This is a genomic window from Paenibacillus sp. BT-177, assembly GCF_025846815.2.
GTDB lineage: Bacteria > Bacillota > Bacilli > Paenibacillales > Paenibacillaceae > Paenibacillus > Paenibacillus polymyxa_C.
On sequence record NZ_JAOYTP010000001.1, the window covers coordinates 751991 to 767741 of the forward strand.

The 15751-nt window shown below is 44.9% G+C and carries 15 protein-coding genes; 3 read left to right on the top strand and 12 right to left on the bottom strand.

All coding sequences use genetic code 11. From position 1 onward, the window contains the following. Window positions 1-222 precede the first annotated feature (222 nt). Window positions 223-1308: a hypothetical protein gene (locus OIU26_RS03475; protein WP_264215944.1), complete on the top strand. Its 1086-nt coding sequence runs from the start codon at window positions 223-225 to the stop codon at window positions 1306-1308. A 58-nt stretch (window positions 1309-1366) separates the two neighbouring features. On the opposite strand, the gene OIU26_RS03480 is transcribed toward OIU26_RS03475, so the two are convergent. The 5 genes from OIU26_RS03480 to OIU26_RS03500 all read right to left on the bottom strand — a co-directional run bounded on the left by OIU26_RS03480 (window position 1367) and on the right by OIU26_RS03500 (window position 7635). Then, a complete protein-coding gene (locus OIU26_RS03480; protein ID WP_013372109.1) occupies window positions 1367-2698 on the bottom strand; it encodes a PhoH family protein in 1332 nt (443 codons plus the stop codon). Window positions 2699-2999: 301 nt separating this feature from the next. Beyond that, window positions 3000-4061, bottom strand: a complete 1062-nt coding sequence (locus tag OIU26_RS03485; protein ID WP_013372110.1) for an LCP family protein — start codon at window positions 4059-4061, stop codon at window positions 3000-3002. A gap of 125 nt (window positions 4062-4186) precedes the next feature. Next, on the bottom strand, window positions 4187-6028 hold the full coding sequence (gene typA / locus OIU26_RS03490; protein ID WP_013372111.1) for a translational GTPase TypA: 1842 nt from the start codon (window positions 6026-6028) through the stop codon (window positions 4187-4189). Window positions 6029-6321: 293 nt separating this feature from the next. After that, window positions 6322-6813, bottom strand: coding sequence for a hypothetical protein (locus OIU26_RS03495; protein WP_013372112.1), 492 nt, complete (start codon window positions 6811-6813; stop codon window positions 6322-6324). 162 nt (window positions 6814-6975) lie between these two features. Further along, on the bottom strand, window positions 6976-7635 hold the full coding sequence (locus OIU26_RS03500; RefSeq protein WP_137078889.1) for a TerC family protein: 660 nt from the start codon (window positions 7633-7635) through the stop codon (window positions 6976-6978). 216 nt (window positions 7636-7851) lie between these two features. Here OIU26_RS03500 and OIU26_RS03505 point away from each other — a divergent pair, with 216 nt between their 5' ends. Then, on the top strand, window positions 7852-8547 hold the full coding sequence (locus OIU26_RS03505; RefSeq protein ID WP_013372115.1) for a TerC family protein: 696 nt from the start codon (window positions 7852-7854) through the stop codon (window positions 8545-8547). 71 nt (window positions 8548-8618) lie between these two features. Here OIU26_RS03505 and thiI read toward each other — a convergent pair whose 3' ends face one another. From thiI to OIU26_RS03535, 6 genes are all read right to left on the bottom strand, one after another. Further along, complete coding sequence (gene thiI, locus OIU26_RS03510) at window positions 8619-9845, bottom strand: tRNA uracil 4-sulfurtransferase ThiI (protein ID WP_264215945.1); 1227 nt, start codon at window positions 9843-9845, stop codon at window positions 8619-8621. Further along, a complete protein-coding gene (locus OIU26_RS03515; RefSeq protein ID WP_264215946.1) occupies window positions 9846-10994 on the bottom strand; it encodes a cysteine desulfurase family protein in 1149 nt (382 codons plus the stop codon). It abuts the gene before it with no gap. 155 nt (window positions 10995-11149) lie between these two features. Continuing rightward, complete coding sequence (locus tag OIU26_RS03520; RefSeq protein ID WP_264215947.1) at window positions 11150-11848, bottom strand: lytic transglycosylase domain-containing protein; 699 nt, start codon at window positions 11846-11848, stop codon at window positions 11150-11152. Between the two features lie 162 nt (window positions 11849-12010). Continuing rightward, window positions 12011-12406 carry a hypothetical protein gene (locus OIU26_RS03525; RefSeq protein ID WP_264215948.1) on the bottom strand — a complete coding sequence of 132 codons (396 nt, stop codon included), beginning with the start codon at window positions 12404-12406 and terminating at the stop codon, window positions 12011-12013. Between the two features lie 41 nt (window positions 12407-12447). Continuing rightward, window positions 12448-12675, bottom strand: a complete 228-nt coding sequence (locus tag OIU26_RS03530) for a DUF1540 domain-containing protein (protein ID WP_013372120.1) — start codon at window positions 12673-12675, stop codon at window positions 12448-12450. A 189-nt stretch (window positions 12676-12864) separates the two neighbouring features. After that, a complete protein-coding gene (locus tag OIU26_RS03535) occupies window positions 12865-13371 on the bottom strand; it encodes a YpuI family protein (RefSeq protein WP_025677687.1) in 507 nt (168 codons plus the stop codon). A 186-nt stretch (window positions 13372-13557) separates the two neighbouring features. Between OIU26_RS03535 and OIU26_RS03540 the strand changes: the two genes are divergently transcribed. Beyond that, window positions 13558-15438 (top strand): S8 family peptidase, encoded by a 1881-nt coding sequence (locus OIU26_RS03540; protein WP_058829886.1) that lies wholly within the window; start codon window positions 13558-13560, stop codon window positions 15436-15438. A 57-nt stretch (window positions 15439-15495) separates the two neighbouring features. Here OIU26_RS03540 and OIU26_RS03545 read toward each other — a convergent pair whose 3' ends face one another. Then, the gene (locus tag OIU26_RS03545; RefSeq protein ID WP_013372124.1) at window positions 15496-15726 is read right to left on the bottom strand and encodes a hypothetical protein; all 231 of its coding nucleotides are present in this window, start codon (window positions 15724-15726) and stop codon (window positions 15496-15498) included. Between the last annotated feature and the right edge of the window lie 25 nt (window positions 15727-15751).

Here is a 15751-nt window from a genome sequence, read left to right on the forward strand (position 1 = left end):
TAAAAGCTGTTTATTCATTCCTATGCCTCTCGTAGAGTTCATAGAATCTATTTGATACTAAATTGTATTTCCATTTCTGCCAGAACTCATACGTGAAGTAAACAGTTTCGGGTTTCAAGCATGCTCTGACTGCTGTACAATAAAATGAATGGTTAAAGAATAAAAAAGGATCATATACATTACCATTAGTCTTTTTCTGGAATACATAAAAGGGGAAACTAAATGAATAAACGAATAAAAATCGCGATCTGCACCCTGCTGGCCCTCATTATGACGCTGACTACCATATATGTAGGTTCTACTTTGGCCGCTCCCACTCCTGAAGAAAATCAGATTTTACAAGATAGTCTGTCTATCGTGGAGATCGACCATGAAATCGAGCGAATTAGTCAGGAGCAGCAGGCTCTTTTACAGCGTCAGCAGGAACTGCGTAGTAGTCTAGCTGATCAACAGGAGCAAATGAACTTACAACGGAAGCGTGCAGGTTCTGTACTGCGATCTTATTATATGGGAGAAAGGGACAAGCTGCTGAGTGTAGTGCTAGGGGCTAAAAGTATAAAGCAACTTCTCTCTTTGTACGATTATTACTTATTATTGATTAGTCACGATCAGGATGTGCTTCAGGAATACGAATCCAATTATCAATTTATGCGCAAAACAGAGCAGCAAGTCGCTCAAGCAACTACGGAACTGGAGACGGTTAAAACAAACCTACTGGCACAACGTAAACGGATTCTCCAACTCCAGTCGCGTGTAGATGACGGCGTTAACGCCAGCGATAACCCTGAAACTCTACGCAAGCTAATTGGCGAAATGACAGCTTACTGGGAGAATGTAGGGGTATACGAGGTAAATAAACACTTTAAAGCATTAGCTCAAGCGATGCAGGATCTGCCCCAATTCATTCAACAACAGCAAGGGGCCATGGTTACAAATGGAAAAATCATCACGATAAGCATTCGTGAAGAGGAATTTAACCGCTTTTTAAAGTCAGAGAATGAATTGTTTAATCACTTCAATTTCTCCTTTGTGCAGGATCGGATTGTGGTAGAAGGTCAACAAGGAACGATGAAATTGAGGGTAGAAGGTCACTATACGGTAGAGAATGAACCGAAAAATGCAATTCTATTTCATGTAGATCGACTGATATTTAACGGGCTGGAACTGCCGGACACGACTCGCAACAAGCTGGAAGAAGATTTTGATCTCGGCTTCTACCCACAGCAGCTTATTTCATATGTCAAAGCCACAGAAGTACATGCTTTAAAAGGTATTCTTGAAGTTAAGCTCGAATTAAGCTTTAAGTAAAAACAAAAGACCTCGGGATGTTCCCGAGGTCTTAATTATTTGTAATAACGATCAGGAGTTATAACAGATCAGCTGCCAACTGCGCGAGCTTGGAGCGTTCTCCTTTTTCCAGCATAATATGCCCGCTAATCCCTTCTTGCTTAAAACGCTCCACCACATAGGTCAAGCCATTACTGGCTGCATCCAGGTAAGGGTGATCAATCTGCTCCGGATCTCCCATCAGAATGATTTTACTCCCCTCACCTACCCGAGACACAATCGTTTTGATCTCATGTCGGGATAAGTTTTGCGCCTCATCGACAATAATAAATTGCCCAGGTATCGAACGTCCGCGAATATAAGTGAGCGCCTCCACCTGAATACTGCCCAAGCCCATCAAAATTTTGTCGATATCGCCTGATTTTTTGGCATCAAACAGATACTCTAGATTGTCGTAGATTGGTTGCATCCAGGGGCGAAGCTTTTCATCTTTTTCTCCCGGCAAATAACCGATATCCTTGCCCATAGGAACAACAGGTCGAGCAATTAACAGTTTCTTAAATCGATGCTCATCCTCTACTTTAAGCAACCCCGCCGCTAGCGCCAGCAGCGTTTTGCCTGTACCTGCTTTTCCAGTAATGGTCACAAGTGGGATATCGTCATTAAGCAAAAGTTCCAATGCCATTCGCTGCTGAGCATTACGCGCGCTGATTCCCCACACCGATTCGTTACTTAAGTACAAAGGCTCTAATCGCTCTGCCTCCTGATTTACTTTCAACAGTGCTGATTTTCCAGTGCCCATTTCATCTTTCAAAATAACAAATTCATGTGGATACAGCGTATAAGGTAGCTTCAGTGGTTTGATTGGCAAAAAACGGTTAGAGTAAAATTCATCTATGATGGACGGATGCACCTGTATCGCCGAGTATCCAGGGTACAACTCACTTGGATCGCCTGTTCTATCGGATAGGTAGTCTTCAGTCAGCAGCCCCAATACATCTGCCTTGATTCTGACTAATACGTCTTTACTAACCAACACCACTGAACGCGGTTCAGATTGCTCCTGCTCTTCCAAATGATAATTTAAGGCGACTGCCAAAATCCGGTTATCGTTCGAAACCTCCCCGAACATCTCCTGAACTTTCAAAAAACTCCGGTGGTTTAACTCAACCTTAAGCCTTCCCCCTTGGGGAAGTGGAACGCCACTGTGAAGATGCCCCACTTCTCTCAACCCGTCCAACAATCGCGATACATTACGGGCATTCCGTCCAATCTCATCCGCGTTTCGTTTTTTGGAGTCGATTTCTTCCAGAACAACAGCTGGAATAACAACTTCATGTTCTTTGAAGGTAAAAATGGCTTTCGGATCATGCAGCAGCACATTCGTATCCAGCACAAAAATTTTCTTCATTAAATCCCCTCCAAAGCGGCGTGGACAATCTCATGTTTCATACCTATACCTATTCACCGGCTACCCAATACTTGCTGATTCCCTGAAAAAAGAACCCCAAAGCAGCATAATGCAACGAAAAGTGTAGCTGAAGATAGCCTCAGAGCCTGTACATTTTTAAAATTAGACACAAAAGGCCCAGTGATTGCTCACTGGACCTAGACTGGGTTCACTTTACATTTAGACATACCTCAACCCCCTTATGCTATATAAGAGCTTTACTCGCTGCGAGTATAACATAAGCGGGGAAAAAGATACATACTCAGGAATTGGAAGAAGCTTCAGTGCTGTCGCTTGCTTTTTTGGCTAATTCCTCTTGTAGCGCTTGTTTAGCTAAATCGAGCTGTTGCTCATCAATGTACACATAAGGACTACGCCATGTTCCTGCTACAGGATTGTATTTTACATTTTGCTTGGAAATATTCCAATAGGTTTGTACGATATTTTTCATTTGCTGTGACTCAATATCAGTCATCATATTCTTATCAACCGATTTAATAATTGCACTAAACTTGGTCAAAGCGTTAAAGGTTTGCATTTGGTCAATTAGGGAATGAAGCACCTGATTTTGTCGACGATTGCGATCAAAGTCGTCAGATTCAGCTGTTCTCGGACGACAATTCGACTTGCGGTAGCGAACAAAATCAAGAGCTTGGTCACCATTCAAATGCTTGGCCCCAGCTGTCAGGTTAATATCGGTGCCATCAGCACGGTCTCGGTAACACATATTTTTATCAACCGTAACATCTACGCCACCTAGATTATCTACAACATCTCTGAAGCCCTGGAAGTTAATAACCGTTACATAATCAATATTAATATTTAGATATTTGCCGATCATCTTCTTCATTTGCTCTTCAGCAACTTCGCCAGATTCTTTCTCTCTAGCCTTAAATACCGGATAATACTCATTCAGCTTGCGTGGCTTATACCCATCCATTTCTAGACGCGTATCACGAGGCAAAGACACAATGGTAGACGATTTTGTATTAGGGTTCAATGTAGCTACCATAATAACGTCTGACAAATAAGTCGGATGGTCAGGGCGATAGTCGGTTCCAAGCAATAAGATAGTCAAAGGCTTAGCCTCAGCCAATTGCGTTTTGGGCACTTCCTTGTTGATTCCAGTATCCAAAACTTCCTCTACCTGATTGTAAATATAGTAGGTATAACCACCTGCTGCCAAGATACCTATAATGAGTAGAAATAAGACAAACTTCATAAACGATCTGAAAAAGCTTTTTTTCTTTTTCGTTTTTTTCGGTTTGGCGGATTTTTTCCCGCTTTGTGTCCGGGGAGGCAATCCATTCGAAAGATTACTCATGCTTCAACACCTTTTCCTGCGTTTTGAGAAATATAGCTTTCTCCAAGTTTACAATCCTAAAACACATACAGCGGCGCATCCCGTTTCCGGGCGTCGCCGCTGTGGCCGAAGACCAATCCTATGAATTACATATTTGCTTGTGCTGTTTTACGTTGTTTCTCCGCACGCTCGCGCTCACCTTTGTTCAGGATCTTTTTACGCAAACGAATGGATTTTGGAGTGATTTCACAATACTCATCATCATTCAGGTATTCAAGCGCCTGCTCCAGAGAGAAGATAACAGGTGTTTTCAATTTAACCGTATCATCTTTTGTTGCGGAGCGAACGTTTGTCAATTGTTTTTCCTTACAGATGTTAACGACAATGTCGTTATCACGTGTGTGCTCACCAACGATCATACCCTCATAAATTTCAGTCCCTGGCTCCAAGAACAAAATACCGCGATCTTCTACGCCCAGCATACCATAAAATGTAGAGGTGCCGTTTTCCGTGGACACGAGTACACCTTGATGACGTCCACCCACTTGACCGCCAACAAATGGTCCATAGCTGTCAAATGCATGGTTCATTACACCGTAGCCACGAGTCAAAGTCAGGAAGTTTGTAGTGTAACCGATCAAACCACGTGCAGGGATCAGGAATTCCAAGCGAACCTGTCCAGTACCGTTATTAATCATGTTGACCATTTCGGCTTTACGGGAGCCCAGACTTTCCATAACTGCGCCCATGCTTTCTTCTGGAATATCGATGAGAAGACGTTCGATTGGCTCCATTTTTTTACCGTCAATTTCCTTAACGATAACTTCCGGTTTGGACACTTGCAGTTCGTAACCTTCACGACGCATGTTTTCAATCAGGATTCCCAAATGCAATTCACCACGTCCAGATACAATAAAGGCATCCGGGCTATCCGTTTCATCAACACGTAAGCTGACATCTGTTTCGAGTTCTTTCAGAAGACGCTCACGCAATTTACGTGATGTTACCCACTTACCATCGCGACCTGCGAATGGACTGTTGTTAACCAAGAAGGTCATTTGCAGTGTAGGCTCATCAATTTTCAGTACAGGCAATGCTTCAGGATGATTTGGATCGGCAATGGTTTCACCAATGTTGATGTCCTTAATCCCCGCAATCGCCACAATGTCACCCGCGCCTGCTTGATCGGTTTCAATCCGTTTCAGTCCTTGGAAGCCGAACAACTTCTCAATACGCGCTGATTTACTGCTGCCATCACGCTGGATAACTGTGACCGCTTGTCCCTGCTTGATGATACCGCGGTTCACCCGACCTACTGCAATTCGGCCCAGGTATTCGTTATAGTCCATCAGTGTTACGAGGAATTGAAGAGGCTCATCTACTTTCTCAGTTGGAGCTGGAATATGCTCTACCACTGTTTCATACAATGCTTGCATGTTGTCATCTTGCTTTTCAGCATCCATGCTGGAAGTTCCGTTCAGTGCTGAAGCGTACACAACAGGGAATTCTAATTGCTCATCATTTGCACCCAGCTCGATGAACAGATCCAGTACTTCGTCAATGACTTCTGCCGGACGAGCTGCCGGACGGTCAATTTTATTTACTACAACGATAGGCGTCAGATTTTGTTCCAGCGCTTTACGCAGTACGAATTTCGTTTGCGGCATGCAACCTTCGTAAGCATCAACGACCAGCAAAACGCCGTCAACCATTTTCATAATCCGTTCCACTTCACCACCAAAGTCGGCGTGTCCCGGTGTATCTACAATGTTAATCAGGTAATCTTTGTAAGTGATAGCTGTATTTTTAGCCAAAATCGTAATACCGCGTTCACGTTCCAGATCGTTGGAGTCCATGGCGCGCTCCTGAACAGCCTCGTGTTCTCTAAATGTTCCGGACTGTTGAAGCAACTTATCGACAAGTGTCGTTTTTCCGTGGTCGACGTGGGCAATAATCGCAATATTGCGAATGTTCTCTCTTGCATGCATGGTTTGTATCCATATCCTTTCCGTATATCAAAATAGTGTCTCTATCCTGAAGCAATGCTCATTCAAGGCTAACAATCGTTCTTTAGGCCCACTCCCTGCCAGCCTTCTATATGTTTCAGGCTTTATACAGACAGCTTCTCTCTCCGATTCGCGTGAAAACCTTAAAATAAGCGTCAGAAATCATTCCGACGCTCTTTTCATATCCATTATATTATAGTAGAAATATGTCATAAAGCAAGACATTATTGCCCGTTCCGTAATTTACCGTCATGAAATCTGCACAGCTTGTCGGTTTACCAGTTGCGTTTGCTACGGTTGTTTATGACCAACCAGATTCCAGCTCCGATCAGTAAAACGGCAATAATATACATGATGCCTGTACTTAGCAAGGTAATGATCAATAATAGCACCGATATCAAGCCTAATAGTACGCTCCCTGTATATACATTACGAGAAAGCGAAATATCATTAATGGCATACTCCCATAATCCAATCGCCACACCTAGAAGAAACAAAGGCCATAAGTAGCCCATTAAATGCCATCCCCAAGTATTGCAGAGAAAAAAGAGGAAGCCATATACCGACAAAATCCCTGCCGGCAGCAACATAAAGGGTGATACTTTACGCATCATATACATTGCATGTAGCACGATTCCAGGTATTAAAATCAGCAAGGGCCAAAGGTTGCGTCCCAAGAAGGAGAACATCCCCAATTTCCCCAACAAAATAATCAGTCCTACGGCAACAATGCCTACTCCGATCATACGCTCTTTTCCGGAATTCATCGTGGTCTCCTTTGTTTGCTGGATTTGTTTTTGAGTCATTAAATGTAGTTGTTTTCAAGTACACTTTTATGAATATAGAATTTTTACAAAAACCGAGCTGAATCCTCGGCATCTGCAAAACCCTATGTCTAGTTTAGCCGATGTTTTCCAAAAAAACCATGTTCAAATATGACGGGGTCGTAGCTGCCGATATATTCCTGCAATGACAACTGCTGCTGCCAACAAGACCGGTAACCATGCATGTATAACCTCACCCAAGTCTGCTAACCATAGGCCCAATTTGGGATCACGCAGTAGCATTTCTCCCGCCGTAAAGGCCAGGATGGCAGATCCCAGCAGAACAAGGATCGGGAACCGATGAAGCCAGATTGCTATCACGTTGCTGCCCCAGACGACAATCGGAATACTAATTGCAATACCAATGACTATAATAGCAATGTCCCCATTGGCTAGAGCTGCAATAGCTAATACGTTATCTAGACTCATCACAAAGTCTGCTAATAGTATCACTTGTATTGCCTTCCATATGGTTGTTTCCGCTCTTACTCCCACATGATCATCATTCTCATACAGCAGCTTAAACGCAATCCATAACAGAAGTAAACCGCCCGCCGCCTGAATAAAGGGTATGCCTAGCAAAATGACAGCTACAAAAGTCAACACACAGCGCAGCAGGACCGCGCCGACAGCCCCCCACCATATCGCTTGACTTCTTTGCCTTGCAGGCAAGTTTTTGCTCGCCATGGCTATAACAACTGCATTATCACCGCTTAGTACCAAATTAATCATTAATATTTTCAATAGCAAAATGACATGCTCCATATGTACAAACACCCCCATCCTACATGTATGCGAAATCGGACGAGGCTATGCTTGCAAGCTTTTCGAATAAGTCATAATTTAGTAATAACTAATGGCAATTTGGTTGAGTATAAACCTTGAATTCAATAACAAACAGCAATATAATGAATCGTATTTCCGAAAAACGGGTATTAACATAAACAACATGCAATGTTTTGAGGATGTTTAATCAGGGAGATGAGAACGATTGACATGTCCGTACTTCAGTTCTTTTGGCTACTTCTTAATGTGATATTTATTGACCTTCTGCTCGCAGGAGATAATGCGATTGTAATTGGGCTTGCCGCCAGAAAGCTGCCTCCTGCAACGCAAAAAAAAGCGATACTATACGGCACCGGGGGTGCCCTGCTCATCCGCATAGCAGCCACTATTGTAGTCCTCTGGTTACTTCAAGTACCGTGGTTGTTACTCATCGGGGGTGTAATGCTAGTCTGGATCGCGTATAAGTTGCTCGTGGACCAAGAGGATCATGCCGAAGTTAAAGCAGGAACAACTCTATGGGGGGCTATCCGCACCATTATTGTCGCCGATGCAGCAATGGGTCTGGACAACGTTATTGCTGTTGCTGGCGCGGCCCAGCAGCATTTGCTACTTGTAGTGCTGGGCCTGTTAATCAGTGTGCCGATCGTTGTATGGGGAAGCACTCTTTTTATCAAGCTGATCAATAAATTCCCCTGGATTATCTATTTAGGATCGGCGGTGCTTGGTTATACGGCCTCTAATATGATCACTGAAGAACGTAAGCTGGCACCATACTTTACGGAGCATCCGGCGCTGCGTATCTTGTTTATTGCCACCGTTATGGCTGGCATTTTGCTCACAGGGTATCTTCAAAATCGCAGAGCAGTATCCCGTCGAGAAAAAGCTGTCTAAAAGAGGTTTCAAAAGGACCCCACCCAAATAAAAAGGCAGACCCCAACATTGTTGCGGGTCTGCCTTTTTTATTAAAACCAATCTTCCTGTATAACTTCCTCTTTACGCCCCTCTACAGCTCCACCTGCCTCAAGGACAACCGTCTCCGTTGTAGCTACAGCCTGATCGATCAAAGCATTTAAATCCCGAATAGAAGCTTCAATCTTCTGCACTACCCACAAGTTCGGATTGGTCGTGGGAGATTTGGGAACAAACAATGTACAGCAATCCTCATACGGGAGAATGGATAAATCGTAGGTGCCAATTTGCTTAGCGATTTCTGTGATCTCCTGCTTATCCATCATAACGAGAGGTCGCAGCAAGGGGAGTTCCGTCGAACGACCAATCACATTCATGCTGGATAGCGTTTGACTAGCAACTTGACCCAGACTGTCGCCCGTCACGAGTGCCAGTGCTCCTTCACGCTCTGCCAGCATTGTTGCAATTCGCAGCATAGACCGCCTCATTAGCGTAATAATCAAATTATCCTGCCCAGTGCGAGTAAAGGCCGTCTGCACCTCTGTAAACGGTACAAGGTGGATTTTGATTCGGCCCGCGTAGCCTGCTAATACTTTTGCCAAATCAATAACCTTTTCTTTCGCACGCTCACTTGTAAATGGATAGCTATAAAAATGTACACATTCGATTTCCAAGCCTCTACGCATGGATGACCATCCTGCTACCGGACTGTCAATTCCACCGGACAGCAGCAGCATAGCTTTGCCGTTCGTTCCTAACGGAAAGCCCCCTACAGCCATAATAACATCACTAAAAATATATGCCGCCTGCTCTCTTACCTCCACACGCAGCTCGATATTAGGTTGACGTACATCGACTCTCAGCGCCGGAAAACTCCGCAATATAGGAGAACCAATTAAATGGTTCATCTCTTGTGAAGAATGGGGAAACTCCTTCCATACTCTGCGGGCATTTACCTTGAATGTCGTTCCCTCGTCTACGTTCAGCTCATGCATTAAAGCTACAGCCGTCTCAATGATAGCATCCAACTCAACAGGAGCCATTTTGACAGGACTAATCGTCGTGATGCCAAACACCTTTTGCAACACTTGAATGATCTGTTCATAGGGCTCTCCTCCGAGAACTACATAAATCCGTCCAAATTCCTTGCGCAACGAAGCACCTGGAAAAGGCTTAAGCAGCAGCTTTACGTGTTTCAGTACAGCTTTTTCAAAACGAGCGCGATTCTTCCCTTTTAATGTAAATTCGCCGAAGCGAAGTAACAGCATATCATAGTGCATTTAACGTTTCCACCTTTCAAGGGATTCCAGCTTGGCTACAGCCTGTCGAAGCGCAAGTATGAGCTCGTCGATATCCTGTTCCGTATGTTCATCACCAAAGCTGATACGAATGCCGCCAGCTGCTTCTGCCTCATTGCGGCCCATCGCCAACAGTACCCGGCTGGGCTCGGCTAATTTTGAAGAGCAAGCCGATTTGGTGGACACCGCCACACCCAATTGCTCCAGCGTATGCAGCAGTACCTCGGCCTTCATGCCCGGATACGAAAAGTGGACAATATGCGGCGCTTCTTTCCCACTGTTCAGCCGCAGTTGTGGGATTGTTTTCACTTCTGCGGCCACCCGTTCTCTCCACTCGATCATGCGCCGTGCAGTCTCTGCTTGTCGTTCGCCCGCCAGCCGTACTGCCTTGGACATACCGACAAGCAGTGGTACATTTTCGGTGCCCGCACGAACCCCTTGCTCCTGAGAGCCACCACTAAGCAATGGGAAAAGCTCTAGGCCTTCCCGGACGAATAACAATCCAGCACCTTTGGGTCCACGCAGCTTATGCGCCGAAAGGCTGTACAGGTCAGCCTGCCAGCCCCGGATATCAACCGGCAACTTTCCAAACCCCTGTACACCGTCAACATGAAATAGGACACGGGGGAAGCGCTTCTTCAGTGTAGCTCCGATATCTCGCAACGGTTGCACCCTTCCTGTCTCATTATTGACATGCATGATACTGACTAAAATCGTATCTTTACGAACAGCTGCGCAAACCTGTTCGGCACTAACATGACCTTCCTCATCCACAGGTAAAAAAGTAACCTCAAAACCCAAATTTGTCAGCTGTTTGCAAGCTTCATACACAGACGGGTGCTCTGTCGATACAGTCACGATATGTTTGCCTCTGGTCTGATACTGCAAAGCTGCTCCCTTAACGGCAAGATTATTACTTTCCGTTGCCCCGGATGTGAAGACAATCTCCGAAGGAGATACTCCCAGAGCTGCAGCGCATACTTCGCGCGAGCGCTTAATCAACTTATCCGCGTCCTCTCCATACCGATGCATGGAAGACGGATTGCCATAATGGCGTCTCATTACCTCGGCAACGGTTGTAATCACCTCTTCAAAAGGCGGAGTTGTCGCAGCATAATCAAAATATTTCATCAAACTCCCCTTTCTGCCCCACAACTGCTACAACAAAAAAAGACCAAAATAGGGAAAGGTCGCTTCATTACAGCGACACCCTTTCCCCATATTGATCCTGTCTGCGGACCTAATCGAATTGAAATTACGCACTTTTATGCTATAAGCTATAGGGCTTAGATGGTATATTTTTCACGTGCATTTTGAATTTTGGAAATATATCTTTGCGTTTCTACCGGAAGCTTGTCCAGTACAGACATCAACTGCTCATCACTACTTACGCCAAGCCGCTGCACCCGTCCGGGACCTGCGTTGTACGCAGCCAGCGCCATATTTTCCTGTCCGTTAAAACGTTTAATCTGGTAAGACAAATAGCGTACGCCAGCATCAATATTTTGTGCAGGATCATAGGGGTCACTAACTCCCAGACCTTGAGCTGTAGCATCCATCAACTGCATAAGTCCTTTGGCTCCGGCCGAAGAAGTAACCGATGGATTAAATGAAGATTCCGTATCAATAACTGCCTTAATCAAAGCTACCGGAACGCCGTATTTCTGACTTGCCTCATTAATCAAACTATCATACGCTGTAGCTTTTGTAGGTCCGTCCGTTGCCGTATTGGGAGAAGCTGGATAGACTACCAATGGCGAAGCCGTTCCCCTCGAAGGTCCCAGTTGAAGCCAGAGCAAGCCGTTTTCATCTCTGGTAACATCGCCTGAATTTTCTTGAGTGACAGCATCATCTGTTTCCAGCTGACCTACTTGTTCCAGCAATCCAGAAAAAGCATCCGCTGTACCCGTCTGGGTCGTAGCACTCATATTATTTAACAGCTGCATGTCTAACATGGATTTGGACACGCGCGGATCAATTTGCATGTGGTGTTCCCAACTTTCTATAGTTGTTATATCCCAAATAGCTTGTCGTTATTGCTATGATACAACTTTTTACTATGTACTTCCATACTTTTTAATGAAAAAAAGCTCCGTTTCTGTCGAAAAGACAGCGGAGCTTAGATAACGGACCTTTACCCAACAGGGTTAGCGCACAAACGGGATAAAAGCAAAATAACTCAATGTTGCCAATGCGCCAAGACCAATCGACCAAATACCTGTTGTTTTACTGCCATTTACATAAGCAAAAAATCCTAAAACTGCCGCAATGGGTCCCAGCACAATAGACCACATAAACAATGATGCAATACCAGCAGCCAGCCCAATATAGCCGGAAATACGACCACTATTGTTAATAACCTGCTCTTCACCCTTGTTCTCATGTTTGGTCACCACTGGCGAGCCAGGAGCAACCTCTGCGGCATATTCCTCACGATGATGGCGGCGCTTAGCAGAGCGCTCCTGAACGTGACGAGGATAATCTACACGTTCACGGCTAACATGCTCTTCATTTTTATGCTTATCGTTTTTATGATCTTCCATAATAACTGCACCTCCAAATGGAAATGAATCGTGTTATACATTTACAGAGACTTCGGCTTAAAGGTGTGGCAACAGGTTGCGGCAGACGTTGCAGCCTTATCACGTTCATCTGAACTAAAGCTTTCCCCCGCATATTCTTCTTTAAATTTTTTCCCGGCATGACCATCTACTTCAATCATGATCAAATCTGCCTTGCAAAAGTTGTTTTCTCCCCAATAATGGCAATTGGCTACGCTGCACTTTACGATTGGCTTGGCCTCTTGGCTCATGATCATCACCTCGGATTCATTGTCCCCCCGCTCCCCTGCACCTATGCGTTCATGGCATATGGCAGTTGGTGACATACGAAAAAAGCCGCTTCCCTTCGCCTCCTCCAAACTGGCAGGAAACAAGTAGAAAACGGCTTGCTTGTCTTGTTTTAGTTTTTGATTAGAAATGAATTTCTTGGATTGAATGCTTTAGGCATGAGTACGACGAGTCTGCATCCGGCGCTGTGTCAAATAATCACTTTCATAATAAGTCAGATCATCACGCAATTCTTCAAAGTTTTTCGTAATGTCCATGATCACTTCGCGGGCGGCTGGCACTGGCGTTTTACGGAAGCGGATAGCATCTTGTCCCGTATAAGCATAGCGTCCGTCCTCTGCGTAAGTTTCATTTTTGGGATAAAAAAAGCTGTTCACGCAGTCATGGTATACGTTATACAATGCCTTTTCCGCAAAATCGACGTCAAAGTTGGCACGGCGCAAAGCCACACCCAGCTTTTCATAGGATACTTCGGAAAAAACAAGGACATGGCGGAGATCCGACAAAAAACCTTTGTAAAAAAGCACGGACTCCTCATTACCATCCACAGCCAGTTGCGGCAGAGCATGCTCATTGAGGAATGTTTCCACACGTTTCACGGCAGTTTTCAGTCTTTCCTGCGCCGACTCACATAATTTTTGTACGTTGACTGCTGACATCAAGGCAGCTCCCCCTTATTTGTTGCTTGTTCATCAATTTGGTTACCCGAAAATAGTCCCTTCTAACCGAAAGAGCTGTAATTTTCAGTATTTATCCTACCACAAATAAGCATTGAAAGGTATAAAAACATGCCAATCTCCTCACGCTAAACCATAAATTTATGAATACTCAAGGAGGACGGTTTCATGTCTCGGCCAAAATGGTTAAAACCCCTGCTCGGAGCAGCTGCCGGGGTGCTTCTGATCACACTGATGCTACCTTCACGCGATCACCGCCAAACACCACAGCCCGAATATACGACCAAGATGGTACCACAGCAGGAGAAGCAGCTTAAAAAAGGAATGTTGGCTTTGGACCTGTCCGCTACGGATACCCTCACACGGATGGACGCAAGACAAGATATTCAATACGTAATGCGGGAGCTGAATGGTAAAACTGCCAATCAGAAAAGACAGTTCACCCACACATTGCAGCAATCACACAGTCATCTTCATACGCTCCAGTGGATTCACATTAGGGACGGAAAGACTAACACCTACACAGGCAACAAAGCACAGACAAGTCTGCTGAACCACCCTCAAATTCAAAGCAGCTTGGCTGCGGCTCGTCGTTCCGTCATGCAAAATAAATCCTATGAATCGGCTGCTTTTCAAGTTGAGGGCGGTAAATATTTCATCATGGCTGAACCATCGGCTGATGGAACATGCGGCGTTGCTGCCCTGGTCAGTCAGCAAGTATTGCGTGACGTGGAGAAGCATCAGCGCAAAAATTTGCGTTTAATTCCCTATCCAAAAGAAGGTAGCTACAAAATCGAATCCGTACATCCCGACACATTGCACGATATCACGGTCAAAACGGGTCACGACAACGAAAATGCAAGCCATTATTTTGAAAACGAAATTGTCGTTCGCTTCCGTCACAATCCTGATTCACGACAATTGAAGGAAATTGCAGCAGATTTGCACTGTGAACCAGGCCGTAAGCTTGGTTATACTTATGTATTTCATTCGGATAAAATGAACTTCAAAGAGCTAAAGCAATACTTTTCACAAAAGTGGAACCCGCTTTATGCTGAGCCTCACTATATGTATCTGACCAATGAGAAAGCACCTATCAATGCCGACAGCTCTATTCCTAATGATCTGCTCTTTTCTCGCTATCAATGGAACCTGCCTGCTACCGAAACCAACAGAGGCTGGAAACTAAGCAAAGGCAGCAAAGATGTAATTGTCGCGGTTGTAGATACAGGAGTGGATTTGGATCACCCTGATCTAAAAGGCCAAATTCTTTCTGGGCATAACGTGGTAAACCCGTCTGAAAAGCCTTATGATGACGTCGGTCACGGAACGCATGTCGCCGGCATCATTTCTGCGCTCGTTAATAATGGTGAGGGAGTCGCCGGTATGACGTGGTACAACAAGGTCATGCCGATCAAGGTACTTGACCAATCTGGCTCCGGTACAACTTACTCGGTTGCAGAAGGTATTATATGGGCAGCTGATCACGGGGCCAAGGTCATCAATTTGAGTCTCGGCAACTATGCACAAGCTTCATTTTTACATGATGCGATCAAATATGCCTATGACAAAGATGTTGTATTAGTTGCAGCCACAGGCAATGATAATACGGAGCGACCTGGTTATCCAGCAGCGTACCCTGAAGTATTTGCCGTTTCCGCTACAGACTCTTCTATGCACCGCGCATCCTTTTCTAACTACGGCGATTATGTGGACGTCATGGCTCCAGGTGCAAGTATTGCCAGTACGTATCCTGGGAATCAATATGCTGCACTATCGGGTACTTCAATGGCCAGTCCACATGTATCAGCGTTAGCTGCCCTGATTCGATCCGTTAACCCTGATCTAACCAATAAAGAGGTAATGGATTTAATGAGAGACAGCGTAATTGATTTGGGCACACCAGGGCATGACAAATATTTTGGGTATGGTCAAATCGACGTGTATAAAGCATTGAAAGCAGCACAGCGTCCCTATGTTCCCCTGCAATTCTATCCACAGCATTTCAGTGACAAGTTGAAATCCATATTAAAGAAACTGGAAGCCTAGGATACCCCTTTTGGAAAAAGCAGCCATGTTGCTCCATGGCTGCTTTTTTAGGCTTTCTTAACGTTTGGAACTGGTACGGACAGGTCGCTTTCCATGACTGCGTGTATGACAGCATGGGTCACCAGGATCCTTGACAACCACCGGAAATACGTGGTGGGGCACAGGTATAACATGCGCCTGATTGATGATCTCAATCGGATGAACAACAGGTACCACCTGTGGGTAAAATTGATGATTTACAAATTGGATCGGCGGGCACACGACCGGGTCGTAATGACAATGACTCATAATGTGCAACTCCTTTCGGTGAATT